Origin of the sequence: Salmonella sp. 32100201201700099SM (assembly GCF_017572645.1) — a bacterium.
In the GTDB taxonomy this organism is placed as follows: domain Bacteria; phylum Pseudomonadota; class Gammaproteobacteria; order Enterobacterales; family Enterobacteriaceae; genus Salmonella; species Salmonella enterica.
This window is the reverse complement of record NZ_JAGERQ010000014.1, coordinates 65,193-89,165: the sequence shown is the minus strand read 5'-3', so window position 1 is coordinate 89,165 and position 23,973 is coordinate 65,193. Positions and strand designations below refer to the sequence as shown.

Genomic DNA, 23,973 nt, shown 5'->3' with positions numbered 1-23,973 from the left:
CATTATGAGTTTTGTATCCACGGGTAATAAAACTGTCGGGAGCGATCGGCCAGCTATCACTACGCCGCCAATTGTCGGAGAAAATAAGGGTGTTAGTTCAGATGCCGTCGTAGCCAGTGTTACTGACGCAGCCGAACAAATGGCAGAACAGGCAGTGGAATCGTTGTTTGGCGACTTACCGGAACCATCAGGACTGGTAAAAGCAGCAGTGGCAGCAGCGCAGGCTACCGCTGTGGCGGCAGGGATATCGGATATAGCTGGTGCCGCACAGGACGTAATGTCATCCCTTATCTCCGGACCGGGAGTGCATAACGTTACGGTAAGCGGCAGTGCCGTGCCGCCGCAGATGTTGTTGTTTGCCAGCCTTAATGGCTCGGAAGCACTGGGAACCTTGTTTACTTATGTGGTACAGCTAAAAACGCCCGACACCCTGAATCTGGGCTATGTCTCCCCGGCGGCCAACCTGCCGCTCAAACCGATGGTGGGCAAAGATCTGTGCGTCAACATCGAACTGGATGGTGGCGGTAAACGACATATCAGCGGGCTGGTCACGGCGGCGCGGGTGGTGGGCCATGAAGGGCGTTCGGTTACCTATGAGCTGCGTATGGAGCCGTGGCTGAAACTGCTGACCCATACCAGCGACTACAAAGCATTCCAGAATAAAACCGTGGTGGATATTCTGGATGAGGTTCTGGCGGAATATCCCTACCCGGTGGAAAAGCGGCTGGTGGAAAGCTACCCGGTACGCACCTGGCAGGTGCAGTACGGTGAAACTGATTTTGATTTTCTTCAGCGACTGATGCAGGAGTGGGGCATCTACTGGTGGTTTGAGCACAGCGAGGACAGCCACACGCTGGTGCTGGCGGATGCCATCAGCGCCCACAAAGCATGTCCGGACTCGCCGCTGGTCGAGTGGCACCAGGAAGGGCTGAAGCTGGACAAGGAGTTTATCCACACTATCACGGCAAACGAGAGTCTGCGGACTGGCCAGTGGGTGCTGGATGATTTCGATTTTACGAAGCCACGTTCATTGCTGGCAAACACCGTGGCAAACCCGCGTGAAACCGGTCATGCCACCTACGAGCATTATGAGTGGCCGGGAGACTACTTCGACAAGAGTGAAGGCGAGATGCTGACGCGCATTCGTATGGAAGCGCAGCGCAGCCCCGGCAGTCGGGTGCTGGGGGGAGGGAATATCCGCACACTCATGACCGGTTATACCTTCACGCTGGAAAACTATCCCACTGCCGAAGTCAATCAGGAATACCTGCTGATGCAGACCTTGCTGTTTGTGCAGGACAACGCGCAGCACAGCGGGCAGAACCAGCACTTTACCTTTTCCACCCGTTTTGAACTGCACCCCACCCGCGAGGTGTACCGCCCGCAGCGAACCATCAGCAAACCCCACACCAAAGGGCCGCAGAGCGCCATCGTCACCGGCCCGGCGGGCCAGGAAATCTGGACGGATCAGTACGGGCGGGTAAAGGTACAGTTTGGCTGGGATCGCTACGGCAAAATGGATGAAAACAGCTCCTGCTGGATACGCGTCAGCTACCCGTGGGCGGGCAAAGGCTTCGGGATGATCCAGATCCCGCGTATCGGCCAGGAAGTGCTGGTGGATTTCAAAAACGGCGATCCGGATCTGCCGATCATCGTGGGGCGTACCTACAACCAGGACACCATGCCGCCGTGGGGACTGCCGGGCGCGGCAACACAGAGCGGGATATACAGCCACACTATCGGCGGCGGACCGACCAATGCCAACGCCCTGCGTTTTGAAGATAAACCCGGTAGTGAAGAGGTCTGGCTACATGCTGAAAAAGATCAGCGTATTGAAGTTAATAATAATGAAAGTCACTGGGTGGGGAATAATCGGGTTAAGGTCATTGATCAGTCAGAAATAGCCACTATTGGTGCTGTCCGCGACCATAAAGTTCAGTATGACGATACCTCTCTGGCCGGAGGAAATAAAACCATTCAGACGGTAAAAGAGTTATATCTGGCAGCGGGTGATTCTATTACTCTGAGTTGTGGTGACACCGTTCTGTACATGAGCAGTAAGGGGGAATTTTACGTAACCTGTAAAACGTTCAATATTACTGCAACAGATGCCGATGGTCAGATTAATACTATAAAAGGGCAGCTGGATTTAAATATGGATAAAAGAGAACCCAAAGTGGGAACATTTGGTGAGTCAGAAAAAACAGCAATGGCAGCAGTAATTAAGGAAACTTTCCCACCCAAAGAATAGTTTTTATTTTAGTGCCGGACTTATCAACACTTTCAGACCAAAAAGGATTTTATATAATCATGACGAACTATTATATCAACGAAGCCATCTTGAGTTTCTCCGGTAATATATCCTAGGACAGCACCCCCAATATGATCCGCCTGAGCGATCCGGATGCGGCGCTGATTATCAGCCGCGGCAAAATGCAGGACGGTGATGAGCTGGCGTCCCAGGTTGAACAACAGATGAAAAAACTGGAAAAGCAGGTTAAGGAACTGCGTTATACGCCAGCACAGGTTGTCCGGCTGGGTATTGACGGGAAAATGGAAGGGCTGGAAATACAGAGTCAGTTCATCCGGGGTAATGAGCATGTATATCAGTACCAGGCGGTATTTGTGCTACAGAGCAGCCGGGTAATGATGGCCCTGACCTATGCCCGCTCAACAGCGTTAACCGAAGCGGATAGGGTGCGCTGGGCGGATATCAAAAAGAATCTGCGTTTCAGGTTGGATCCGGAAAACACGGCAACCGGACAATAACACAGGGAGTGTGGTATGGGAGAAGCATTCTGGGCGGCAAGGGAAGGCGACGCGCTGCTGCATACGTCCTTTCTGGCAGATCTGGTGGGCAGTGCGCTGGAACTCGCCATCAATGCGGCTATTGATTTTGCGGCACTGGCTGTTGTGGCGCTGGCGACGGGGGCTACAGTGGCAACGCTGGGATGCAGCGCCGTATTACTTGTGGGGACCGTGGTCGGCGCGACGATGTTGCTGAGTGGCGCCGGGGAGAAAATCAGTAAAGCCTGTGAAGACATAGCCAACAGCCTTTTTCCGCCGAAAATTGAGGGATATATCCTGACCGGCTCAGGCGATACCCGGATTAACAGCAAACGGGCGGCGCGGGCGGCGGCAACGGCATTATCACGCCATGATGTAGAAACCCTGGATGCGCAGGCGCAGGCAGAGGCAGAAGAAGAAAAACGCAGGCAGGACGCCAAATCAATGTGGGATGTGGCCGGGGAATATCTGGATGCAGTAAAAGGCCGGGCAGAGAATATGGCTAAGGGCGTCGTTTCCGTGGTGAGCCGGATGGGATCAGCGGAAGGATGGGCCTCGCTGGGAAATGATGCTCTGGCGGAGGCGGGCGATATGCTTTCCGACACGGGCCACTTTATTTCAGAGATGTGGCAGCCCACGGTGGCGACGGCATATTCGGGGTCTGACCCGAAACAGGATGATAAAATCGACTGCCACAAACATCCCTCTTCATTCACCCAGTTTATGGCGCAGAAACTGCAGGCGCTGATGGATGACCCGGTGGGGACGGTACTGGGGGCGATGAACCCTTTAGATGTGCTGGAAACCGGTTTTCAGGCGGCAAGCGCGCTTATCGGCAGCGTGTCGAACCTGTTCAAAGGTGACGATGAGCCGCCCGCAGCAGAATATATCGCCGAAGGGACGCGGGATGTGCGTATCAACAGCCAGCCTGCGGCGCGCAGCGGGGTACGCTGTACCTGCGAGGCAAAAGTGGTGGATGAGCCTGAGAACGGCGTACATGTATCCGGTGATGTACGTATCGGCGGGCCGCTTCTGGTGGTACGGGATATCAAAAGGGGTAAGTCACAAATAACCCTGGTGACCACCATTGCGCTGACGTTCATGCAGCCCGGACGGGCGTTAGCTAAAAGTGCCTGCTTTATGATGGGATTGGGCATTAACATGATGGTTCAGAAGGCGGGGAGTGCGCTGAACCGCCCGGTAAACGCCGCCACCGGAGCCAAGTACCTGGCAGGCGATGATGACGTTGATTTCAGTCTGCCCGGCCACTTCCCGCTGGAGTGGCAGCGGACCTACAGCAGCCGTGATGAACGGACGGAGGGGATGTTCGGGCGGGGCTGGAGCGTGCTGTATGAAGTGTGCCTGGAGCGTACGCAGGACAACCCGGATGAAAACTGCATGACGTATGTATCCCCAATGGGACGGCGAATTGACCTGCAGGCGGTGGAGCCGGGGAGCGGTTTTTACAGCCCCGGCGAGGGGCTGGCAGTGCGGCGCAGCGAACAGGGCCACTGGCTTATCAGCAGTGATGACGGCGTGTACAGGCTGTTTGAAGCGGACCCGTTCAGCCCACAGCGTCGGCGGCTGAAAATGCTGGGCGACCGCAACAGTAACTGCCAGCACCTGACCTACGACAACCACGGGCGTCTGGTGGAAATCAGCGGCGATCGGCAGCGCCCCTGCATCCGGCTGCACTATGAGCTGGCAGCGCACCCGCAGCGCGTGACGCGCATCTTCCGCCATCACCCGCAAGGGGAGCCGGAGCTGCTGCGGCGTTACCGCTACGATGAGGCGGGACGGCTGAACGGGGTGGTGGACAACGCAGGTCAGTATCAGCGCGAGTTTGCGTACGACGACAACGACTGCATGACGATGCACCGGGAGCCGGGCGGCGAACGGTATTACTACACCTGGGCGTGGTTTGAAGGCCCGGACGATGCGGCGTGGCGGGTGACGGGCCATCATACGGACAGCGGCGAGCAGTACCGTCTGGACTGGAATCTGGCAGAACGCTCGCTGTGCGTGACGGATAGCCTGGGGCGTACGCGCTGCCACTGGTGGGATGCGCAGGGCCTGGTGACGGCGTACCGGGACGAGGCCGGGCAGATGACCACTTTCCGCTGGAGCGATGAAGAGCGGTTACTGCTGGGGATGACGGACGCGCAGGGCGGCAAATGGCGTTATGTCTATGACCGTCTCGGCCACCTGACGGAGACGCATGACCCGCTGGGCCGGGTTGAGCAGACGCAGTGGCATCCGGTGTGGCACCAGCCGGAAACGGAGGTGGATGCCGCGGGGGCGGCGTGGCGTTATGAGTATGATGAGCGGGGCAACCTGCAGGCGGTCAGCGACCCGCTGCACCAGCGCACGGTATACGGGTACGACCGGCACGGTCAGGTGGTGCGGATAACCGACGCGCGGGGCGGAGATAAATACCTGCAGTGGAACGAAGACGGGCAGCTTATGCGCCACACGGACTGTTCTGGCTCGCAGACGGCATGGTTTTATGATGAACGCACGCGGCTGGAAAGGGTGACGGACGCGGAGAGTAACAGTACGCGTTACAGCTATGACGGCAACGGACATCTGACGGAGGTCATGTTCGCGGACGGGCGTACGGAGCGTTACCAGCCGGATGCGGCGGGACGGCTGGTGAAATACACCAGCCCGGCGGGGCAGATAACACGCTGGCAGCGGGACGGCCAGGGGCGGGTGCGCAGGCAGACGGATGCGACGGGTCGCAGGACGGCGTATGAGTACGACGCTTACGGGCGGCTGACCACGCTCACGAACGAGAACGGGGAAAGCTACCGGTTCCGGTACGATGTTCTGGACCGGTTGACGGAACAGACGGACCCCGGCGGCAGCCGCCGGGCATACGGGTATAACGCGCTGAATGCGGTGACGGCGGTGATATACGGCGGGGAGCGCGGGGGAGAAATCCGTCACGGTCTGGAGCGTGATGCGGCGGGGAGGCTGACGGCGAAAACCACGCCGGAGACGCGCACGGAATACCGGTACGACGCGGCGGACCGTCTGCTGGAAATCCGCCGCAGGCGGCATGATGCGGCGGAAGGCGGAGAGCCGGAAGTTATCCGGTTCAGCTACGACAGTGCGGGTAACCTGCTGAGCGAGGAGACGGCGCAGGGCGTGCTGCAGCACCGGTACGATGTTCAGGGCAACCGCACAGAAACGCAGATGCCGGACGGGCGGACGCTGCGGTACCTGTACTACGGGAGCGGCCATCTCCAGCAAATCAACCTGGGGCGTGATGTCATCAGCGAGTTCACGCGCGACCACCTGCACCGTGAGGTGCAGCGGAGCCAGGGGCGGCTGGACACGCGGCGGATGTACGACCGGACGGGCCGGTTAACGCGGAAACCGACCTGTAAAGGAATGCGCGGTGTGGTGCCGGAGACGTTTATTGACCGGGAATATGCGTATAGTGGCCAGGACGAGTTGCTGAAAAAGCGGCACAGCCGGCAGGGGGTGACGGATTATTTTTACGACACGACGGGGCGCATCACGGCGTGCCGGAATGAGGCATACCTGGACAGCTGGCAGTACGACGCGGCGGCGAACCTGCTGGACAGGCGGCAGGGAGAGACCGCGCAGGCGGGTGCAGGCAGCGTGGTGCCGTTCAACCGGATAACGTCATACCGTGGGCTGCATTACCGTTACGATGAATATGGCCGGGTGGTGGAAAAGCGGGGCCGCAACGGCACGCAGCACTACCGCTGGGACGCGGAGCACCGGCTGACGGAAGTGGCGGTCATCCGGGGGAGCACCGTACGGCGTTACGGGTACGTGTACGACGCGCCGGGCAGGCGGGTGGAGAAGCACGAGCTGGATGCGGAAGGAAAGCCGTATAACCGGACGACGTTTTTATGGGACGGAATGCGGCTGGCGCAGGAGTGCAGGCTGGGAAGAAGCAGCAGCCTGTATATCTACAGCGACCAGGGGAGCCACGAGCCGCTGGCGCGGGTGGACAGGGCGGCGCCGGGCGAAGCGGATGAGGTGCTGTATTACCACACGGACGTAAACGGCGCGCCGGAGGAGATGACGGACGGCAGGGGCAATATTGTCTGGGAAGCGGGCTATCAGGTATGGGGGAACCTGACGCATGAAAAAGAAACCCGGCCCGTACAGCAGAACCTGCGTTTCCAGGGGCAATATCTGGACAGGGAAACGGGGCTGCATTACAATTTGTACAGATTTTATGATCCGGATATCGGGAAGTTTATATCGGGCGACCCTATTTCGATCCGGGGCGGGATAAATCTTTATCAGTATGCGCCTAATCCGATTAAATGGATAGATCCACTTGGCTTATATAACGGTGAAGGTCAACGTGAACTTGGCAAATATCATGTATTTCATGAACACAATCTAGATATTACTGAATATGGATTATCAGATGCGGAACATTTTAGCCGTGGAAATCAGGCTATTTATGAACGGATGAAAAATGATCCTGCGTTCAGACGAGAAATGCAAACTAAGTATCCGGGTGTTGTTGAGCATGTACAACCAAGTTCAGGCGGAAAATTCAGTACGGAATCACCTCCAGGTTTGACGTGGCATCACGAAAATAAACCTGGGGTATTAAGTTTAGTTGATCGCTTGGATCATAAAACTTACCACAAGATTTATCACCCTGATGGTTCAGGTGGGCGTAAGAAATGGGGGGGAGGTACTGGATGTCGTTAACCACAATTGGAGATATTCAATGAGAATAATTAAAGGGTTTGATAGTTTATTATCTGAAGTTAAGACATTGCCGGATGTTGGCTGGCTATATGTGGATAAGGAATTTAATTTAAAATCTAAAATGGATATTTTAAATAAAGATTATTATCTCGCTGAAAATCGTGATGAGTCTTTTGATATGGCAGAAAATGATAAGATTAGAACATTTTTAGAATCTCCAACATTTTGTGACATTATTGATAATAGACTTAATCATCATCCCAATTCCAATAGAGATGAACTTTTAGAAGCAGTGATTTATTATCTGGAAGAAGATGACTTTATGGATTAATCCTTGGCTCTCCTGAAAAGAGCCGGTAAGTGTTAAATTTTCCCGGCTCATTTATTATTTAAGTTCTGTTTCAGTATGCGCCTGATTCCCTTTCTTGGCTCGACCCATTAGGGGTGTGAAATAGATATAATAATGGTGAGTATAATATATTATTTGATCATTTTGTTGATCCGTTAAATAGGTGTTAAAGCGATGCTGTTCAATTTAAAAGAGCCAATGATGCCTTAATTGAAAGTATGAATAATGACCCTGTATTTTGACATGATATGGATAAAATTATATTTAGAGCCGAGTCTGATAGAGTGAATGCAAAGTCAAGTGGCACTGAAGCTATTTGGTATACGGTAGTGAGAGAACTTAATGAATCAGAAGAACTGGCCAGTATAAATCCATGGAATAGGGATGAAGCAGTTTTAAAGAAGAAACTTTATTTATTAGATGATTGTGTCATTGCTATACGGTCGGCAAGATCCGAAGATCGAATAGAAAAAAGAGATTATAATAAGGGATATTATTTTATTGAAATAATGAACCAAGATGAATCTATAAAACTTAGTTCGCATAGGATATATTCGTGGGAGCAAGCTATAGAATATTCTTCCTAACTTAAGTGATTGTCTTTTTTAGCTGCACAAAGGATATGGAAAGTGAAAAAAATATAATGATATGGAATTTAAATAAGGAATGCTACGAGATATTCCATAATACCCAGCGACTGGGAATATAATAATTTCTTATTATATTTTCAGGATTGATGCTTGATCTTGCAATTTTGGATTGCACTACAATCTGTTCAGGTGCTACGACTCGGGCTATGGATTATTCTCACAGCCAGATCCTATTTCGATCCGGGGTGGGATAAATCTTTATCAGTATGCGCCGAATCCATTAAGCTGGATCGATCCTCTTGGTTTAACCTGCAAGTTAACAAACCAGTAGTTTAAGAATAAGCTTAAACGAATTAGAAATCAGACCGCCGCAGGTGGTAATCGGGGAATTACTGGCGTTGTATCACAGAATGATGCTTTCAGATTAGGGGAAGCATTTGTAGGTCCTAATTATAGGTTATGTCCAGTGGTAAGGGACTTGTGCCAGAAGATGGTTTGAGGACATTCAGATTCCCTGCTGATAAAAGGGGATTTGATCGTGTTAACGGTCGTCCATGGTCGAAGACTGGAAAGCAAGTGAATTTTGAAACCAAAAATGGGGATGGTGATGTTATTGCCAATGTTCATTTAGACGTGGAGAATTTTCGGCCATGAAAAAAAATAAACCACAACTTATTTTATACGATATGTCTTCAACAATGTTCGATCCACTTAGTGAGTGGGAGCCTGCTTCTCTTGAAGATACATATGTGGCTGTTGATTTATGCCTTGGGATGAATGATGGTGAAAAAGGAAGCAACTATTTCTATGTGAAAGTTGCCACTCCAGAAGCCTTGAGAAAGCGATCAAAGAATTTTCTCATATCTGATAACAGAGTTATTGTAATTGATTATTTTGATTATTATTTACTTAGGAAAGTAATCGAAAATATTCTAAAAAAATGTACAAGAGAAAATTGGGACGAATCTTGTCTTGTATTACAACGCTATTTTTCATGGGAATATGAAGATTATCATTACGAAAAATAGATAGTTAATTTTGTGAGAGATTAGTAGTAATATAAAGCCGGGAAAGAAATTAACTCTTCCCGGTTTTTTTATTAACCCCCGTTCAGTCCACTAAACAATCACGTCCCGCATCCCCTTAACCACCTGTTCAGCCTTGTAAAGCTGTTCGCGCAGCTTCTGTTCCTCGTTACTGTCCGCCATCAGCACAATACACTCCTGTGAAATCTTCACGGTGACGCTGCGCCCGGTCTCAAATCCCGCTTCTTCCTGCCAGTCACCCTTAAGGTGCTGGCTGGGGATTTGTGAGTAACAGGCGGTCATGCAGGTTTCGCTGTTGATATGGCGGACGCTGACGCCGGAGGCATTCATATTTGCTGACTAAATAAATTCTTATTTATCCGCCGGATGCTGGCTGATTGTGGAGCTCAGGGTGAGTGAGTATGGGCGCGACATCCTGGCACCGCGCCTCCCTCTCCCCGGCCAGCCCCGGCCGGTGATGAGCAGCCGGCTGCCGGGGCCGTATTTTGACGATGAAACGGGCCTGCATTAAAATCTGTTCAGATATTATGTACCGGAGTGTGGCTGGTTCGTCAGTCAGGACCCAATAGGGCTGAAAGGGGGATGGACCGATATTATTATCCTCTGAATCCTATTACAGATAGTGATCTTCTTGGTCTTATTACTTGTGGTACTGATAGAGATGATCCTGGCAAGTTATTAAGATGAAAAATGGTTGAAAATAATTGCGTTAGTGAATGCTCATTTATGTCTTTACCTACAAAAAGTAACGGATTTGCTTGCTGGAATTGTGTTAACGAATGTAAAGGAAATCAAGGCTATTGATGTTTTTACTACAGGAATAAGTATGGTTAACGATAAGGATACAGCTATATTGATTAGTGATTTAATGTTGAGATTTGGTAAGAAACTTGATGAATCTGTTGCTGTTGTTCAGTCCCGTTGTGATGAGGATGAATTTAAGGTATATCGAGAAGCGGTTGGTTTTATCATGGGTGAAATGCTTATTAAAATAATGAATCCATTATATGAAAAACATCCAGAAATAAAACCAAAAGGATTGAAATAAAACATCTGGAGCCGGATGGATAATATGTAAAAGCCGGAGGGGTTATCTTTTTCCGGCTTTTTATTATCAATTACTCATTAACTCCTGTTCCGTTCTTTTACGTTTAATCACCGGAATATCCCCGGTATCGTTCAGCGCCTCCGGAAAGGTTTTTAGCCACGCTTTCACCTTCTTTTGATTAATAAAAGTCACGCCCATCCCTTCAATACAGCCAAAGAGTCCGTGGGTATGCTGCGGCGTAATCACGATGCAATCCCTCATTACCCGCACCTTGACGGGCATCCCGTTAATAAACCCCGCCTGCGGCATCCATTCACCGTACAAACGAACTGAAAGTCTCTCAACGCGTGAATATGTAAGTATCCCGCATAATCGAGCCATTCACATTTAGAGATCATCCGACATAATCAATCTGCCAACGCAGGAGATCGCTGTGCGTAAAGCCCGTTTTACTGCGCACCAGATCATCGCTGTGATTAGATCAGTCGAATCCGGACGGACTGTTAAAGATGTCTACCGGGAGGCCGGTATTTCTGAAGCCACCAGGGACAACTGGAAGTCTGGATACGGCGGCAGGGATACGCGTGGAATCACAAAAGGCTCCACCGTATTTACTGTCTGCTCAAGCTGAATTTTCGCCGTAAGGGTAAACAACGGCTGCCGGTACGCAATCCCTCGCCACTGGTCACGCCGGAAGCGCTGAACCAGAGCTGGTCTGTGGGCGTCGTTTTCGCACGTTCAATGTTGTTGATGACTGTAATCGTGAAGCGTTGTCGATTGAAATCGATCTGAATCTGCCAGCTCTGCGAGTGGTCCGTGTACTCGACAGGATTACAGCAACCGCGGTTATCCGGCCATGCTGCGTATGGATAAGGGACCGGAATTTATCTCGCTGGCACTGGCTGAATGGGCAAAGAAACATGTAGTAAAGCTGGCGTTTATCCAGCCGGGTAAGCCGAAGAAAAACGTTTTCATCGAGCGTTTTAACCGGACATACCGTACAGAAATACTCAATTCTTATCTGTTCAGAACGCTGAATGAGGTGCGGGAAATTACGGATAAAGGGTTATCAGAATATAACTGCGAACGTCCACATGAATCGCGGAACAATATGATACCGGAGGAATACCGCCAATAACGTTATCTGGCCGGAATCTTAAAAATGCATGGAACTAAAACGGGTCTATTTACAGGGGCACCTGCGATGAATTTCGCTGCACTGAAAAGCGATACCGGATGAGAGTTGCTTCAAATTAATGTGCCATGTTCACGGGGAGGTGGTGCGACGTTTGCATAATCCAGCAAGAACTGAAAGGAAGGGGAGAGCTTTTTCATGCCTGTATAATCAGTCTGGCCTGTGTCAGTCAGCTCTTAGTGTTGAGACTCTCGTTGGAGCGTTATAATTGCTTTTCCGTTTCGGAAAACAAGATTTTCCATTAAAGATCTTCCCTGCGAGGAAAAGTTAACTAATAATCTTACCGCCGAGTTAGGAGATGTAGGAGATGTAGGAGATGTAGGAGATGTAGGAGATGTATGTTTAAATATAAACAATGTTGCAACGATGCCTGATAATTATCCTCTCTTCGAAGATAAGTTTCCCACACCCAGTGTGGTGGGTTTCATTGTAATGTTATCACTTGAATGTAAATGGAAGGTATAATTGCTTTTTGACTGGCATTCTATTCCACCCTGACAATACGATGTTAACATCAATGCTGGTTATATTGGCAATAACGCAATTTTTTTTCAGATTAAGAGGTGCTCTGATATATAGAATATATAGATTTTTATGACATTACTTGTTTGAATTGGCAACAAACACCAATAAGTACAAGTTGTTATTACCAGCCATGGATTTTCCCATACGGTAAAATTTATTATGACATCATAACATTCTGGATGTGCGATTAAAGAGGTATTTTTTCAATGAAAAACATAAAAAAATTAATTATTGCAAGCGTGTTGAGCATGATAACTGCTAGTTGTTATGCTGGTTCAATCGTGGTGGGCTCAGAGCAACAAAGTTCAGTGGATATTGGCTTTGTCTCTCCCCAGCAGTTGAGCGTAACATTTGCTCCAGTGGCGGGCTTAAAGGCTGGGGTGATTAAGTCTAATACGGAGATTGCGACTATTGCAGTTAGTTCTGTTGCTGCTAAACAATTCGCGATCGCAGCGGATTTTAAGGCAAAGAATGTCATGAATGGCGATACATGGACTTTATATGGTAAAAATACTGGCAAAGGAATCAAAGTGTACTTCTATGGTGAGACAACCTCACCAAAGGGGAATATAAATTACAATGGGCATCAGTGGATCATATATGATATTAACGACAAACTTGGTGTTAAACTAGCTGGAGATCAGAATATCCCAGCTGATGTCTTCCCAATGACTGTAAACATAGCGGCATATCAAGCTTAATAGTAAGCAACTTCTATTAAGTATTATTAAGGCTTAAAGCATTCCCAGCCACAGGCTTTTCTGTGCGGTGAATTTTGGTATGACATTATTCATTCTTGATGTGCTGGGGGGGGGAAAGGTGGATTTCCGATGAAAAACGTAAAAGATTTAATTATCGCAAGCGCATTGAGCATTATGGCTGCTAGTTGTTATGCTGGCGCGCTCGTGCCGAATACAAGCACTGGCGTGTCGGCGGATGTAAACTTCAGCAATCTTGGACAACTACAAGCACAGCTTACTCCAGTGTCTGGCTTGGTGGCAGGGCCTCATAAGGGTGATGAGGCTATTGCTATGCTTTCGGTAAGCGGTTCGAGCAAACAATACGTGGTAACGGGAGATTATTCTAAACCTGAAACAGTGGGCAACGACAGCGATGTGTGGACGGTAACTGGTAAAAGTGGTAATACCATTAAAGTTACCTTTGGGGGGTAGCCTGTGCCAATAAAGGTTCATTAGTGGATGGTGCTTCGCATAAGTGGTGGGTATATAACATGACAGATAAAGTCGCTGTGAAATTGTCTGGATCACAAACGGTAAAGGCTGATACTTATCCAGTGACGCTACACATAGCGGAGTATCAAGCTTAATAGTAAACAACTTTTATTGCGCCTTATTAAGGCGCAATAAATATCAAGTCATACATTTTTTTATAACTTGTAATATGAAAATTATTAGTTTTGGTGTAATGGCGGCTGTTTTATTCGTCTCTAATTCTATAACTCCTCCAGTGTATGCCACTGAGCAGAAATTAAGTTTAAACACTAAATCATTCAGCGTGAAGCTGGGGGCTACACGGGTGATTTATCACGCTGGTACAGCTGGAGCCACGCTCTCGGTGAGCAACCCGCAGAATTACCCTATTTTGGTTCAGTCTTCAGTCAAAGCAGCAGACAAAAGTTCGCCTGCTCCCTTTTTGGTGATGCCGCCTCTATTTCGTTTAGAAGCGAACCAGCAGAGTCAACTGCGTATTGTCCGTACTGGTGGTGACATGCCAACGGATCGTGAGACTTTACAGTGGGTCTGTGTAAAGGCGGTACCACCCGAAAATGAATCGTCGGATACACAGGCTAAGGGCGCGACCCTTGACCTCAATTTGTCCATTAACGTCTGTGATAAGCTGATTTTCCGCCCGGATGCCGTGAAGGGGACGCCGGAAGATGTTGCAGGAAATTTAAGATGGGTGGAGACGGGCAACAAACTTAAGGTGGAGAACCCCACCCCGTTTTACATGAATTTAGCCTCCGTCACAGTAGGGGGAAAGCCCATTACAGGGCTTGAGTATATCCCCCCTTTTGCTGACAAAACACTAAATATGCCAGGTAGTGCCCATGGTGATATCGAGTGGAGCGTTATTACAGACTTTGGTGGTGAAAGTCATCCGTTCCACTACGTCCTTAAATAAATCCAGGGGCTTAGCGGCAGAATATGAAGTTCAAACAACCTGCCTTGCTACTGTTTATCGCGGGAGTGGTTCACTGCGCAAATGCGCACGCTTACACATTCGATGCATCAATGTTGGGCGATGCAGCGAAAGGGGTTGATATGTCGCTCTTTAACCAGGGGGTACAACAGCCAGGGACTTATCGAGTGGACGTAATGGTGAATGGTAAACGTGTCGACACCCGTGATGTGGTGTTCAAATTAGAAAAGGATGGGCAAGGAACGCCTTTTCTGGCTTCTTGTTTGACGGTCAGTCAGCTTTCACGCTACGGCGTAAAAACGGAAGATTACCCTCAGTTGTGGAAAGCAGCAAAGCCCCCAGATGAGTGTGCGGATCTGACCGCCATTCCACAGGCTAAAGCGGTACTGGATATCAATAATCAGCAACTGCAACTGAGTATTCCGCAGTTGGCGTTGCGTCCGGAATTTAAGGGGATCGCTCCTGAAGATATCTGGGATGATGGTATTCCGGCGTTTCTGATGAACTACAGTGCGAGGACAACGCAGACGGATTACAAAATGGATATGGAGAGGCGTGACAACTCTTCCTGGGTACAACTGCAACCGGGAATCAATATAGGTGCGTGGCGTGTCCGCAATGCGACCAGCTGGCAGCGGAGTAGTCAACTGTCGGGGAAGTGGCAGGCAGCATATACCTATGCTGAGCGTGGACTGTACTCACTAAAAAGTCGTCTGACTCTGGGGCAAAAGACTTCGCAGGGGGAGATATTTGATAGTGTGCCATTTACCGGTGTGATGTTGGCATCGGATGACAACATGGTGCCCTACAGTGAGCGGCAGTTTGCTCCGGTAGTGCGTGGGATTGCCCGCACGCAGGCTCGGGTGGAGGTCAAACAGAATGGTTACACCATTTACAACACCACCGTGGCGCCCGGACCGTTTGCACTGCGGGATCTGTCGGTAACAGACAGTAGTGGTGATCTGCATGTCACCGTGTGGGAGGCCGATGGCAGTACACAAATGTTTGTGGTGCCGTATCAGACCCCGGCGATAGCACTGCACCAGGGATATTTGAAGTACAGCCTGTTGGCGGGCCGATACCGATCGTCAGACTCTGCAACGGATAAGGCGCAGATCGCGCAGGCTACGTTGATGTATGGTCTGCCGTGGAATCTCACTGCATATGGCGGTATACAGAGTGCAACGCACTATCAAGCTGCATCGCTTGGTTTGGGGGCATCTCTCGGGCGGTGGGGGAGTTTATCTGTCGATGGAAGCGACACACACAGTCAGCGTCAGGGGGAAGCGGTACAGCAAGGAGCCTCCTGGCGACTGCGTTACAGCAACCAGCTGACTGCGACGGGAACAAATTTTTCTCTGACGAGATGGCAGTATGCCTCGCAGGGCTATAACACCCTATCCGATGTGCTCGACAGTTATCGACATGATGGCAACCGTCTATGGTCGTGGCGGGAAAATTTGCAGCCGAGCTCGCGTACCATCCTGATGTTGAGTCAGTCATGGGGGAGGCATTTGGGCAATCTGAGTTTAACCGGTTCCCGTACCGACTGGCGTAATCGCCCCGGTCATGATGACAGCTACGGACTGAGTTGGGGAACCTCTATTGGAGGGGGCTCGCTGTCATTGAACTGGAATCAAAACAGAACGTTGTGGCGCAATGGCGCGCACAGTAAAGAGAACATAACCAGCCTGTGGTTCAGTATGTCATTAAGCCGCTGGACGGGGAATAATGTAAGTGCCAGTTGGCAGATGACTTCACCATCACACGGTGGTCAGATGCAACAAGTGGGGGGCAACGGAGAGGCATTCAGTCAGCAACTGGATTGGGAGGTGCGTCAGAGTTACCGTGCCGATGCCCCGCCAGGTGGTGGTAATAACAGCGCATTGCACTTGGCATGGAATGGGGGTTACGGCCTGTTAGGTGGTGACTATAGCTACAGCCGGGCGATGCGCCAGATGGGAGTCAATATCGCGGGAGGTATAGTTATCCACCATCATGGTGTGACGCTGGGGCAACCTTTGCAAGGCTCAGTGGCGCTGGTTGAAGCGCCAGGGGCCTCGGGGGTGCCAGTTGGCGGCTGGCCTGGCGTTAAGACGGATTTTCGTGGCGACACCACAGTGGGCAACCTGAACGTCTATCAGGAGAATACAGTCAGCCTCGATCCGTCGCGACTACCGGATGACGCAGAGGTCACACAAACCGATGTGCGCGTGGTGCCAACCGAAGGGGCGGTGGTGGAAGCGAAGTTTCACACTCGCATCGGGGCCAGGGCACTGATGACGCTGAAACGGGAAGATGGTAGCGCCATTCCTTTCGGGGCGCAGGTTACAGTCAATGGACAGGATGGCAGTGCTGCTCTGGTGGATACTGATAGCCAGGTTTATCTCACTGGTCTGGCGGATAAGGGCGAACTGACGGTGAAATGGGGAGCACAGCAATGTCGGGTTAACTACCAGCTACCTGCCCACAAGGGAATCGCGGGCTTGTATCAAATGAGCGGTCTCTGCAGATAGCCGATTCTGAAGGAGAGAACAATGTGGATGAAAATACAGCGAATGAAAACGGTTATCTATAGCGTAACCTTACTGGTCGCTGCCAGTAGCTTGATGCCGATAGCGAACGCCGCAGAAAAACTTCAGACAACGCTACGTGTAGGGGCTTACTTTCGGGCTGGGCACGTGCCAGATGGGATGGTGCTTGCGCAAGGCTGGGTGACTTATCACGGCAGTCACAGCGGGTTTCGGGTATGGAGCGATGAGCAAAAGGCGGGTAATACGCCTGCCGTATTGTTGCTGAGCGGGCAACAGGATCCTCGCCATCACATTCAGGTTCGCCTGGAGGGCGAGGGATGGCAACCAGATACGGTGAGTGGTCGTGGCGCCATTTTAAGAACCGCTGCAGATAACGCCAGTTTCAGTGTGGTCGTTGATGGCAATCAGGAAGTGCCTGCGGACACCTGGACGCTGGATTTTTAGGCCTGTGCATTGGCGCAGGAGGATACGTAGCCGTCTGTTCCACTCATACTTCCTGTATCAGTGAATAAGGCGAATACTGTATATCAGGTTCGAGGATGTATTGAAAATTTACTCAAGGCAAATATGGTTAGCAATCTTCATTGCAGAAAAATCAATTGCTGATTTATTTTAAAATCTGAAATTCATCTTTTTTTGTAGGGAGAGGAATATTATGTTTCGTAAAATAATTTAACGTACACTGATGCCTTTATTATTTTCTGTTTTGTGGATTTGTTTGATTCACTCTTTTGTGAGCGGGGCTTTATAAGCCCTTAGTATAAGGTTTGTTTATCTGTCAGGTATTCATATGTGATATTTAAGATTTTATGTTTAGGGGGCTTTTTCTTGTCCCCTCAGGCGTAAAAATAATTTATTTTTTACATAAAGGAATAAAGCATATGTCTTATGCACGACATTTACCGGTATTAATGTATCACCATGTCAGTGATAAACCCGGACAGATAACCTTATCTCCCCGTACGTTCCGGGCGCAGATGAAATGGCTGGCTGAATCTGGCTGGAAAATCGTTACCGCAGCAGAGGTGGAAGCTTTTTATCATGGTGCAAGATTGCCTCGTAAAAGCGTCATGCTGACCTTTGATGGCGGCTGGCTGGATAACTGGTTGCAGGTTTTTCCGGTGCTGCAGGAGTTTAATCTGCATGCGCATCTCTTTCTTGTGACCAGTTTGATCAGTGACGGATCGGTCCGTATTCCTGCAGGCGAACCGGTGTACTCTCATGATGAGTGTCAGATGCTGGTTAAACAAGGCCGGGCTGATGAGGTCATGCTGCGCTGGTCAGAGGTCCGGGAGATGCACCTCAGTGGCCTTGTTGAGTTTCACTCGCACACGCACACCCACCGACGCTGGGACCAGAAACCTGTGTCCCGTAATCCGTCGGATTTGCTTCGTGTCGATATTCTTCTTAGTCGTAAGCGGATGAGGGAGATGCTGGGTTATTGCAGTCAGCATCTGTGCTGGCCTGAGGGCTGGTATTGTTCTGACTATATTCATGTGGCTGAAGAGCTGGGGTTCACATACCTGTATACCACAGAAAGGCGTATGAACAATCCAGTCATCGGTTCACAGCGTATTGGTCGTATCAACACAAAGGAGCGAAAGAATGTGGGCTGGCTGAAACGTCGTCTGTTTTATCACACCACGCCCGGATTTTCTTCGCTGCTGGCCCGGCATAAGGGGGCACGTCGGATAGCTGACTGAGCCGGAGACCAGGATGAAAGTGCTGCATACCGAATCCTCCCCCATCATCGGCGGGCAGGGGTTGTAGGCTATATCCCAAATGATGGTGCTGATTTTGAGCAGAAATAAGATAACACCGGAGGCCGTGATAGACCCGGTTGCGCAGAATCTGGAGGCAGCAGGTCACTGGCGCAGGGCTTCTACCCGCTGGCTTTTGGTCATGGGAGATTTTGAATGTACAGAGGCCCAGCGGGAGTGGTTGTTGTTGCGCCGGAATTATTGCCTTGCGCAGATATCTTCCCCTAGCGCCAGTAAAGCTGGATATCAGCGACGTGACGAAATGAGAGGAGCCTGCACATAGGTTTATGTTTTGAGTAAGCGTCTTATTTAAACCGTCTGTTCTGTTTCCTCCACTTTCACAAATAATGTCGAACCGGGTGGGGGGGACTTAAGTAAGAATAATCTGGCGATGTTTTGCTTGTTTCCACGGGATACTTTGTTAGGTGAACGATGCAATTAATGCGCTCCAGACTGCGTCACAGAAAAGGAGAATGCCTTTGCAGAACGGGCGCATGACAATGAACCACTTTATTATTGGTATCTGGTTCGGCGACAACCTTGACGATCACTTCTGAGATAGGGTATTTACACTGAGTGGTAAACAGGTTCAATTAGTAACCGGAGATGGATGCAAAATCATGATCGATTCAGATGCTATTTTGCAGCCAATAGATTTTTTATTAAGATGATATCAAGGACATTGAGGCACACAATGACGCATCAGTAAGTCGTTGATAGCTCATTTGATATAAGAATTTCTTTTATCAACGGAAGATAATGATGGAACTGATCAATAATCGTGGTATGCGAGACTGGATGATATTTATTAAAGTGGCGGAAGTAGGGAATCTTTCCCGGGCTGCACGGGAATTAGATATTAGCATTTCTGCTGTCAGTAAATCGCTTAGCCGCCTTGAGAATTCTATTGAGGTTACTTTACTTCGGCGCGATTCACATCACTTAGAACTGACTGGAGCTGGTCAGACAGCCTATGCAAGCATGAAAAGGATAACATCTTCCTTTCAGTCCTTGCTGGATGAATTGCGAAATCCGGATAAAATTATCAGAGGGAGTATAAAATTTTCGGCTCCGGCTATTGTCTGTGAGTTTCTTGCCAATAAGTGGATATGGGAATTTACAGCTAGCTATCCGGATACAAAAATCTACCTGGATTCACGAGAGCGTAGCGATTTTTTTAGTAAATCCCTGGAGTTTGATGAGCTGGTTTTTAAAAGTGGCATAATCGAAAGTGAGGATCTCGTGTATCGAAAGATAAGCCCTTTAAAGTTGGTTCTTTGTGCGAGTCCGAAATATATCAGAAAATATGGCAGGATCTCACATCCTGGCGATTTGGAAAATCACATTATTGTGGGTCTTCACAACCATGGTCTTTCCGGACCTCTTACTCTTTTCCGTCAAGATGAATCATACACTATTAGTGGCGCTGTTAATGTTCATTTATCTTCCAATAATCTTTTGAGTGTTCTTAATTTGGTTTTAGAAGGAAAGGGTATCAACCTCATGACTCCGGCCTGGCTTGCCACCAAATACTTAAAAAATAATGAACTTGAAATTATACTTCCTGAATGGAGGGTTCCAGATCTCCCCATTTATCTTGTATGGCGTCATCGTCAGTATTATTCTCCTTTATTTCAACGCTTTCTGTCTTTTATTGAAGATAAATGGAATAATCGCCCACAAATTGATTTTCTGAATGATGATTAACCCGTTTGGAATGGTTTTGATACGTTCCTGACTTAAACCCACATGATGATGACTGAATTGAGGCATCGAGATATGCGACTGGTCAGCCAGTCGTCTTTTGACGATGCCCAATACAAAACATGATGCCGACTGACGGAAATGATAATACCCGGAAACAGGACGGGGCTGTTTTTGGGCAGCCGGAAGTTAAGCCCATACCAGAAACGTTGCAGTGTACTGAAAAATGGCGCCAGGTTGCACTGTAAGTATCCCGCATAATCGAGCCATTCACATTTAGAGATCATCCGGCATAATCAATCTGCCAACGCAGGAGATCGCTGTGCGTAAAGCCCGTATTACTGCGCACCAGATCATCGCTGTGATTAGATCAGTTGAATCCGGACGGATTGTTAAAGATGTCTACCGGGAGGCCGGTATTTCTGAAGCCACCAGGGACAACTGGAAGTCTGGATACGGCGGCATGGAAGCTTCTGATATTAAATCTTGAGGATGTCAACGCCAGGATTTATGGTCGTTTTTCGCTATTTTTAATATCCGCTGTTTGATCACTTCTGCTGTCCGCTTTCCGCCATTTCATCTTCACTGATTGGCGTTGCGCTTTTGGTCAGCGCCCCGACTTTGCGTTTTTCCTTCAGTTGGTAACTTTCTCCTTTGATATTCAGTGTGGTTGAGTGATGCAGTAGCCGATCCAGGATCGCTGTTGCCAGCACGTTATCACCGAACATCTCTCCCCAGTCTGCGAAGCCTTTGTTTGACGTCAGGATAATGCTCGCTTTTTCATACCGTCGGTTCAGCAGTCGGAAGAACAGACTGGCTTCCTCACTGGTCATTGGCAGGTAACCTATTTCGTCCAGGATCAGCCCCCGCGCATAGCTCAGTTGTTGTAGCTGGCGCTCCAGGCGGTTTTCCAGCTTCGCTTTCATCAGCGTCTACCAACCTGTCCTGCGGCATGAACAACACCCGATGGCCCACATCTGCCGCTTTCACACCGGGGGCAGCGGCTAGGTGGGTTTTCTCCACTCCGGGGGCCCCAGCAGGATCACATTCTCGCAGCGCTCCACGAACGCCAGACCGGCCAACTCCCGGACGACCTTACGATCGATGCCTGGCTGGAAGCTGAAGTCGAACTGCTCCAGCGTTTTGACTCATGGCAGACGAGCCTGTTTCAGCCGGGATTCCATTCCGCGCTGATGTCTGCCGTTCTATTCCTGCTGCAGCGCCATGCACAGGAATGTCGACTTATTTTGGGCTGACAGAGGCATTGGTCGTTAAGACTTGTATATTCATGTTGCTTACTCGCACAAAAGGGGGAAAGGAACCGTAAACAACATTGACAGGTAAGGGACTGGCATCAATTTGAATGGTGTTTTTTTATAACATTATGTTTTAAAAGGTGAATTGTATTTTCATGGTGAATTGTTCTGTTTTATATTGTTGTTTATGGAATATTTAACTAATATTTAATCTAAAAATAGTGTATTATATTGATTACACTTTGCTGGAGAGGTGTAAACATCAAGCGTAACCATATGATGTATATAAGTTTTTGTTTGCTGATATCATATTTTTAACAGATATTGAGCAAGTAAATCTGATCTAACTGTAACTTTAGTTTTCTAAATTAATTACTTTGCTTACTTTTTTTTACCTGGTTTTGTAAAACCTCATGATGATCAGTCTATTTGTGGCTTTGTTTAAGGTTTATTTGGTTTTGTAGTCTGAATTGTATCTCCCTCCTGGAGGGCTTTCTTTAGATTCTCTGTCTCCTACGTTGTTATGTTACGTATTTGTTGCTTTGAAGGGGGGGGAATACAGTTCCATTTATCTGAGTAAGTCAGGTACACAGTAACAACTTTCTTATGAAGAATTTCCAAAATTTTTACTGCGGCGTTATTAATTGTTCAGCGATTCTTACAGATCTGTCGTTCGCTTTTGGTGAATGAAATCCGTGGACTTTTATTTACTAATTTTTTCTTTCCTGAAAAAAACAGAGGTATTGAGCGAAAAATTTTATTCCGTATGATGCCCTCCACACAAAATGTATTAACACTGAATCGTAATTTGCTTCTTTATGCTGATAACTTTCTGTCTATGCTAATACTAAAATTTAGATGACTTTTATACGGTAAAATCTGGTATGAATTTTAAAGATACTCTTCCCGGGGTGTTTCTCTGTGTCGCTATGTTTGCATGTGGTCATGCCAGGGCGAATATGCTCGTTTATCCCATGGCGGCAGAAATTAATAGTAGCCGCGAAGAGGCCACCTCGCTGTTCGTCTATTCTAAATCAGATCATGTGCAATATATTCGAACAAGAATCATGCGTATTGAACACCCGGGTATGCCACAGGAGAAGGAGGTACCAGCAGGGAATGATATAGAGACAGGACTTGTTGTCTCCCCGGAGAAATTTGCCCTTTCCCCGGGAACAAAAAAAACAATACGTGTTATCAGTACTCAGGCACCGGAAAGAGAGGAAGCCTGGCGAGTATACTTCGAGGCTGTTCCTGAACTGGAAGATGATCCACAGGCAGGCGGAAAGCAAAATTCATCCGTAAGTGTGAATCTTGTCTGGGGGGGGTTGCTGCGTGTTTCTCCGTCAGACCCCAGGCCTGCGCTGGTAACGAACGGTCACCACCTGCTGAATACGGGAAATACCCGGCTTTCTCTTATTCGGGCCGGCAACTGCGACACCACATGCCACTGGCAGAATATAGACAAAAGTATTTATCCAGGCGGGAGTGCTGATATTCCGGCCGGAATAAAAAGTAATGCATTTCGTGTGGAATATCGTACGGGTGCAAATTCACCGGTAATCTCTGCTGATTTAACAGCAGCCGGAAAGTAAAAACACACGGAGCGTACGCTATACCCTACATTTATTCTCAGGGGGAGCGGATGTATACCGAGTGTGCATATATCACTGTAATAAACAACAAAGCAAGGTTATTTTTTATGAACATGAAAACATCTTTTATTGCCGCAGCTGTGGCATTGGCCACCGTTTATTCTTTTTCTGTTTCTGCGGTTCAGAAGGATATTACCGTCACTGCCAATATTGACAGTACACTTGAACTGCTGCAGGCCGATGGTTCATCCCTCCCGTCGACTATGAAGCTGGATTTCATGCCGGGTAAGGGCCTGGTCCATAAATCACTCCAGACCCGCCTTTACAGCAACGATCAGACCAAGTCGGTTAATGTAAAACTGTTGAATGCTCCACAACTTATCAACGTCCTGGATCCCACCAAAACCATTGATATGGAAGTGACTCTGGGAGGACGGTCACTGACCACCACCAATTCTGTACTGGAAGCTAAAACCCTGTTCCCGGACGGAAAAACTGGCGATGCTTCAGCTCTGCTGAACCTGGATATTGGTCAGAAGGCTGGAGCAGCCTTACAAAACCTGCCTGCCGGTGAATACAGCGGATTGGTCAGTCTGGTGATTTCACAGGCTGTCACTGCCGGCTAATAACCGGTTATTAGCTCTTCATCTGATCCGGTTTTGGGGTGTCACCGTTCGTACCTGAACCGGATCCGGTATTGATCTTATTATTCAT

The 23,973-nt window shown here is 48.9% G+C and carries 18 protein-coding genes and 8 pseudogenes; 23 read left to right on the top strand and 3 right to left on the bottom strand.

The annotated features are described in order from the left end of the window. The first annotated feature begins 4 nt into the window (after window positions 1-4). The 7 genes and pseudogenes from J4685_RS20175 to J4685_RS20145 all read left to right on the top strand — a co-directional run bounded on the left by J4685_RS20175 (window position 5) and on the right by J4685_RS20145 (window position 9,464). Window positions 5-2,251: a type VI secretion system Vgr family protein gene (locus J4685_RS20175; RefSeq protein ID WP_000011511.1), complete on the top strand. Its 2,247-nt coding sequence runs from the start codon at window positions 5-7 to the stop codon at window positions 2,249-2,251. A gap of 59 nt (window positions 2,252-2,310) precedes the next feature. Next, window positions 2,311-2,769 (top strand): annotated as a pseudogene (locus tag J4685_RS20170) (DcrB-related protein). Between the two features lie 15 nt (window positions 2,770-2,784). Continuing rightward, window positions 2,785-7,497, top strand: coding sequence for an RHS repeat-associated core domain-containing protein (locus J4685_RS20165; protein ID WP_000503223.1), 4,713 nt, complete (start codon window positions 2,785-2,787; stop codon window positions 7,495-7,497). Between the two features lie 19 nt (window positions 7,498-7,516). Continuing rightward, window positions 7,517-7,828: a hypothetical protein gene (locus J4685_RS20160; RefSeq protein ID WP_001220174.1), complete on the top strand. Its 312-nt coding sequence runs from the start codon at window positions 7,517-7,519 to the stop codon at window positions 7,826-7,828. A 266-nt stretch (window positions 7,829-8,094) separates the two neighbouring features. Next, window positions 8,095-8,433 carry a hypothetical protein gene (locus J4685_RS20155; protein ID WP_000357802.1) on the top strand — a complete coding sequence of 113 codons (339 nt, stop codon included), beginning with the start codon at window positions 8,095-8,097 and terminating at the stop codon, window positions 8,431-8,433. A gap of 169 nt (window positions 8,434-8,602) precedes the next feature. Continuing rightward, window positions 8,603-8,746, top strand: a pseudogene (locus J4685_RS20150) (RHS repeat-associated core domain-containing protein); the annotation flags it as partial. Window positions 8,747-9,086: 340 nt separating this feature from the next. Further along, the gene (locus tag J4685_RS20145) at window positions 9,087-9,464 is read left to right on the top strand and encodes an Imm8 family immunity protein (protein WP_000739708.1); all 378 of its coding nucleotides are present in this window, start codon (window positions 9,087-9,089) and stop codon (window positions 9,462-9,464) included. Window positions 9,465-9,554: 90 nt separating this feature from the next. Here the strand turns inward: J4685_RS20145 and J4685_RS20140 are convergent, their stop codons facing one another. Next, on the bottom strand, window positions 9,555-9,812 hold the full coding sequence (locus J4685_RS20140; protein WP_000994226.1) for a SymE family type I addiction module toxin: 258 nt from the start codon (window positions 9,810-9,812) through the stop codon (window positions 9,555-9,557). Window positions 9,813-9,948: 136 nt separating this feature from the next. Here J4685_RS20140 and J4685_RS22800 point away from each other — a divergent pair. Together J4685_RS22800 and J4685_RS20135 are read left to right on the top strand one after the other, a co-directional pair. Beyond that, window positions 9,949-10,121 (top strand): annotated as a pseudogene (locus J4685_RS22800) (RHS repeat-associated core domain-containing protein); the annotation flags it as partial. A 130-nt stretch (window positions 10,122-10,251) separates the two neighbouring features. Beyond that, entirely contained in the window at window positions 10,252-10,530 is a 279-nt protein-coding gene (locus J4685_RS20135) for a hypothetical protein (protein ID WP_077905025.1), read from the top strand. 66 nt (window positions 10,531-10,596) lie between these two features. Here the strand turns inward: J4685_RS20135 and J4685_RS20130 are convergent, their stop codons facing one another. Next, window positions 10,597-10,911: a SymE family type I addiction module toxin gene (locus tag J4685_RS20130; protein ID WP_011233128.1), complete on the bottom strand. Its 315-nt coding sequence runs from the start codon at window positions 10,909-10,911 to the stop codon at window positions 10,597-10,599. A 52-nt stretch (window positions 10,912-10,963) separates the two neighbouring features. On the opposite strand from J4685_RS20130, the gene J4685_RS22795 reads away from it, so the two are divergent. The 12 genes and pseudogenes from J4685_RS22795 to J4685_RS20075 all read left to right on the top strand — a co-directional run. Continuing rightward, a complete protein-coding gene (locus J4685_RS22795; protein WP_001224041.1) occupies window positions 10,964-11,161 on the top strand; it encodes a transposase in 198 nt (65 codons plus the stop codon). Beyond that, window positions 11,095-11,668, top strand: a pseudogene (locus J4685_RS20125) (integrase core domain-containing protein); the annotation flags it as partial. The gene J4685_RS22795 and the pseudogene J4685_RS20125, both read left to right, overlap by 67 nt. 788 nt (window positions 11,669-12,456) lie before the next feature. Further along, a complete protein-coding gene (locus tag J4685_RS20120; protein WP_000789626.1) occupies window positions 12,457-12,951 on the top strand; it encodes a hypothetical protein in 495 nt (164 codons plus the stop codon). 129 nt (window positions 12,952-13,080) lie between these two features. After that, window positions 13,081-13,422 (top strand): hypothetical protein, encoded by a 342-nt coding sequence (locus J4685_RS20115; RefSeq protein WP_228370094.1) that lies wholly within the window; start codon window positions 13,081-13,083, stop codon window positions 13,420-13,422. A gap of 229 nt (window positions 13,423-13,651) precedes the next feature. After that, a complete protein-coding gene (gene safB / locus J4685_RS20110; RefSeq protein WP_000691921.1) occupies window positions 13,652-14,392 on the top strand; it encodes a pili assembly chaperone SafB in 741 nt (246 codons plus the stop codon). 23 nt (window positions 14,393-14,415) lie between these two features. Next, window positions 14,416-16,926 (top strand): fimbrial biogenesis outer membrane usher protein, encoded by a 2,511-nt coding sequence (locus J4685_RS20105; protein WP_000669628.1) that lies wholly within the window; start codon window positions 14,416-14,418, stop codon window positions 16,924-16,926. Window positions 16,927-16,947: 21 nt separating this feature from the next. After that, a complete protein-coding gene (gene afaD / locus J4685_RS20100) occupies window positions 16,948-17,388 on the top strand; it encodes an AfaD family invasin (RefSeq protein WP_000266928.1) in 441 nt (146 codons plus the stop codon). A 437-nt stretch (window positions 17,389-17,825) separates the two neighbouring features. After that, complete coding sequence (locus tag J4685_RS20095) at window positions 17,826-18,647, top strand: polysaccharide deacetylase family protein (protein ID WP_000119381.1); 822 nt, start codon at window positions 17,826-17,828, stop codon at window positions 18,645-18,647. 82 nt (window positions 18,648-18,729) lie between these two features. Next, window positions 18,730-18,967 (top strand): annotated as a pseudogene (locus J4685_RS20090) (PerC family transcriptional regulator); the annotation flags it as partial. Between the two features lie 496 nt (window positions 18,968-19,463). Then, entirely contained in the window at window positions 19,464-20,411 is a 948-nt protein-coding gene (locus J4685_RS20085) for a LysR family transcriptional regulator (protein ID WP_000970302.1), read from the top strand. Window positions 20,412-20,530: 119 nt separating this feature from the next. Then, window positions 20,531-20,650 (top strand): annotated as a pseudogene (locus J4685_RS20080) (hypothetical protein); the annotation flags it as partial. A gap of 80 nt (window positions 20,651-20,730) precedes the next feature. Beyond that, a pseudogene (locus J4685_RS20075) lies at window positions 20,731-20,892 on the top strand (transposase); the annotation flags it as partial. A gap of 64 nt (window positions 20,893-20,956) precedes the next feature. Here J4685_RS20075 and J4685_RS20070 read toward each other — a convergent pair. Beyond that, a pseudogene (locus J4685_RS20070) lies at window positions 20,957-21,514 on the bottom strand (ATP-binding protein). A 1,034-nt stretch (window positions 21,515-22,548) separates the two neighbouring features. Here J4685_RS20070 and tcfA point away from each other — a divergent pair. Both tcfA and tcfB read left to right on the top strand, forming a co-directional pair. After that, on the top strand, window positions 22,549-23,259 hold the full coding sequence (tcfA, locus tag J4685_RS20065) for a fimbrial chaperone TcfA (RefSeq protein ID WP_001009500.1): 711 nt from the start codon (window positions 22,549-22,551) through the stop codon (window positions 23,257-23,259). Window positions 23,260-23,309: 50 nt separating this feature from the next. Then, complete coding sequence (tcfB, locus tag J4685_RS20060; protein WP_000287807.1) at window positions 23,310-23,885, top strand: fimbrial protein TcfB; 576 nt, start codon at window positions 23,310-23,312, stop codon at window positions 23,883-23,885. The last annotated feature ends 88 nt before the right edge of the window (window positions 23,886-23,973 follow it).

Excerpts from the sequence above, each read along its gene's own strand:
- J4685_RS20175 (WP_000011511.1), top strand. The coding sequence starts at position 5 with ATGAGTTTTGTATCCACGGGTAATAAAACTGTCGGGAGCGATCGGCCA.
- J4685_RS20165 (WP_000503223.1), top strand. The coding sequence starts at position 2,785 with ATGGGAGAAGCATTCTGGGCGGCAAGGGAAGGCGACGCGCTGCTGCAT.
- J4685_RS20160 (WP_001220174.1), top strand. The coding sequence starts at position 7,517 with ATGAGAATAATTAAAGGGTTTGATAGTTTATTATCTGAAGTTAAGACA.
- J4685_RS20155 (WP_000357802.1), top strand. The coding sequence starts at position 8,095 with ATGGATAAAATTATATTTAGAGCCGAGTCTGATAGAGTGAATGCAAAG.
- J4685_RS20145 (WP_000739708.1), top strand. The coding sequence starts at position 9,087 with ATGAAAAAAAATAAACCACAACTTATTTTATACGATATGTCTTCAACA.
- J4685_RS20140 (WP_000994226.1), bottom strand. The coding sequence starts at position 9,812 with ATGAATGCCTCCGGCGTCAGCGTCCGCCATATCAACAGCGAAACCTGC.
- J4685_RS20130 (WP_011233128.1), bottom strand. The coding sequence starts at position 10,911 with ATGGCTCGATTATGCGGGATACTTACATATTCACGCGTTGAGAGACTT.
- J4685_RS20120 (WP_000789626.1), top strand. The coding sequence starts at position 12,457 with ATGAAAAACATAAAAAAATTAATTATTGCAAGCGTGTTGAGCATGATA.
- J4685_RS20115 (WP_228370094.1), top strand. The coding sequence starts at position 13,081 with ATGAAAAACGTAAAAGATTTAATTATCGCAAGCGCATTGAGCATTATG.
- safB (WP_000691921.1), top strand. The coding sequence starts at position 13,652 with ATGAAAATTATTAGTTTTGGTGTAATGGCGGCTGTTTTATTCGTCTCT.
- J4685_RS20105 (WP_000669628.1), top strand. The coding sequence starts at position 14,416 with ATGAAGTTCAAACAACCTGCCTTGCTACTGTTTATCGCGGGAGTGGTT.
- afaD (WP_000266928.1), top strand. The coding sequence starts at position 16,948 with ATGTGGATGAAAATACAGCGAATGAAAACGGTTATCTATAGCGTAACC.
- J4685_RS20095 (WP_000119381.1), top strand. The coding sequence starts at position 17,826 with ATGTCTTATGCACGACATTTACCGGTATTAATGTATCACCATGTCAGT.
- J4685_RS20085 (WP_000970302.1), top strand. The coding sequence starts at position 19,464 with ATGATGGAACTGATCAATAATCGTGGTATGCGAGACTGGATGATATTT.
- tcfA (WP_001009500.1), top strand. The coding sequence starts at position 22,549 with ATGAATTTTAAAGATACTCTTCCCGGGGTGTTTCTCTGTGTCGCTATG.
- tcfB (WP_000287807.1), top strand. The coding sequence starts at position 23,310 with ATGTATACCGAGTGTGCATATATCACTGTAATAAACAACAAAGCAAGG.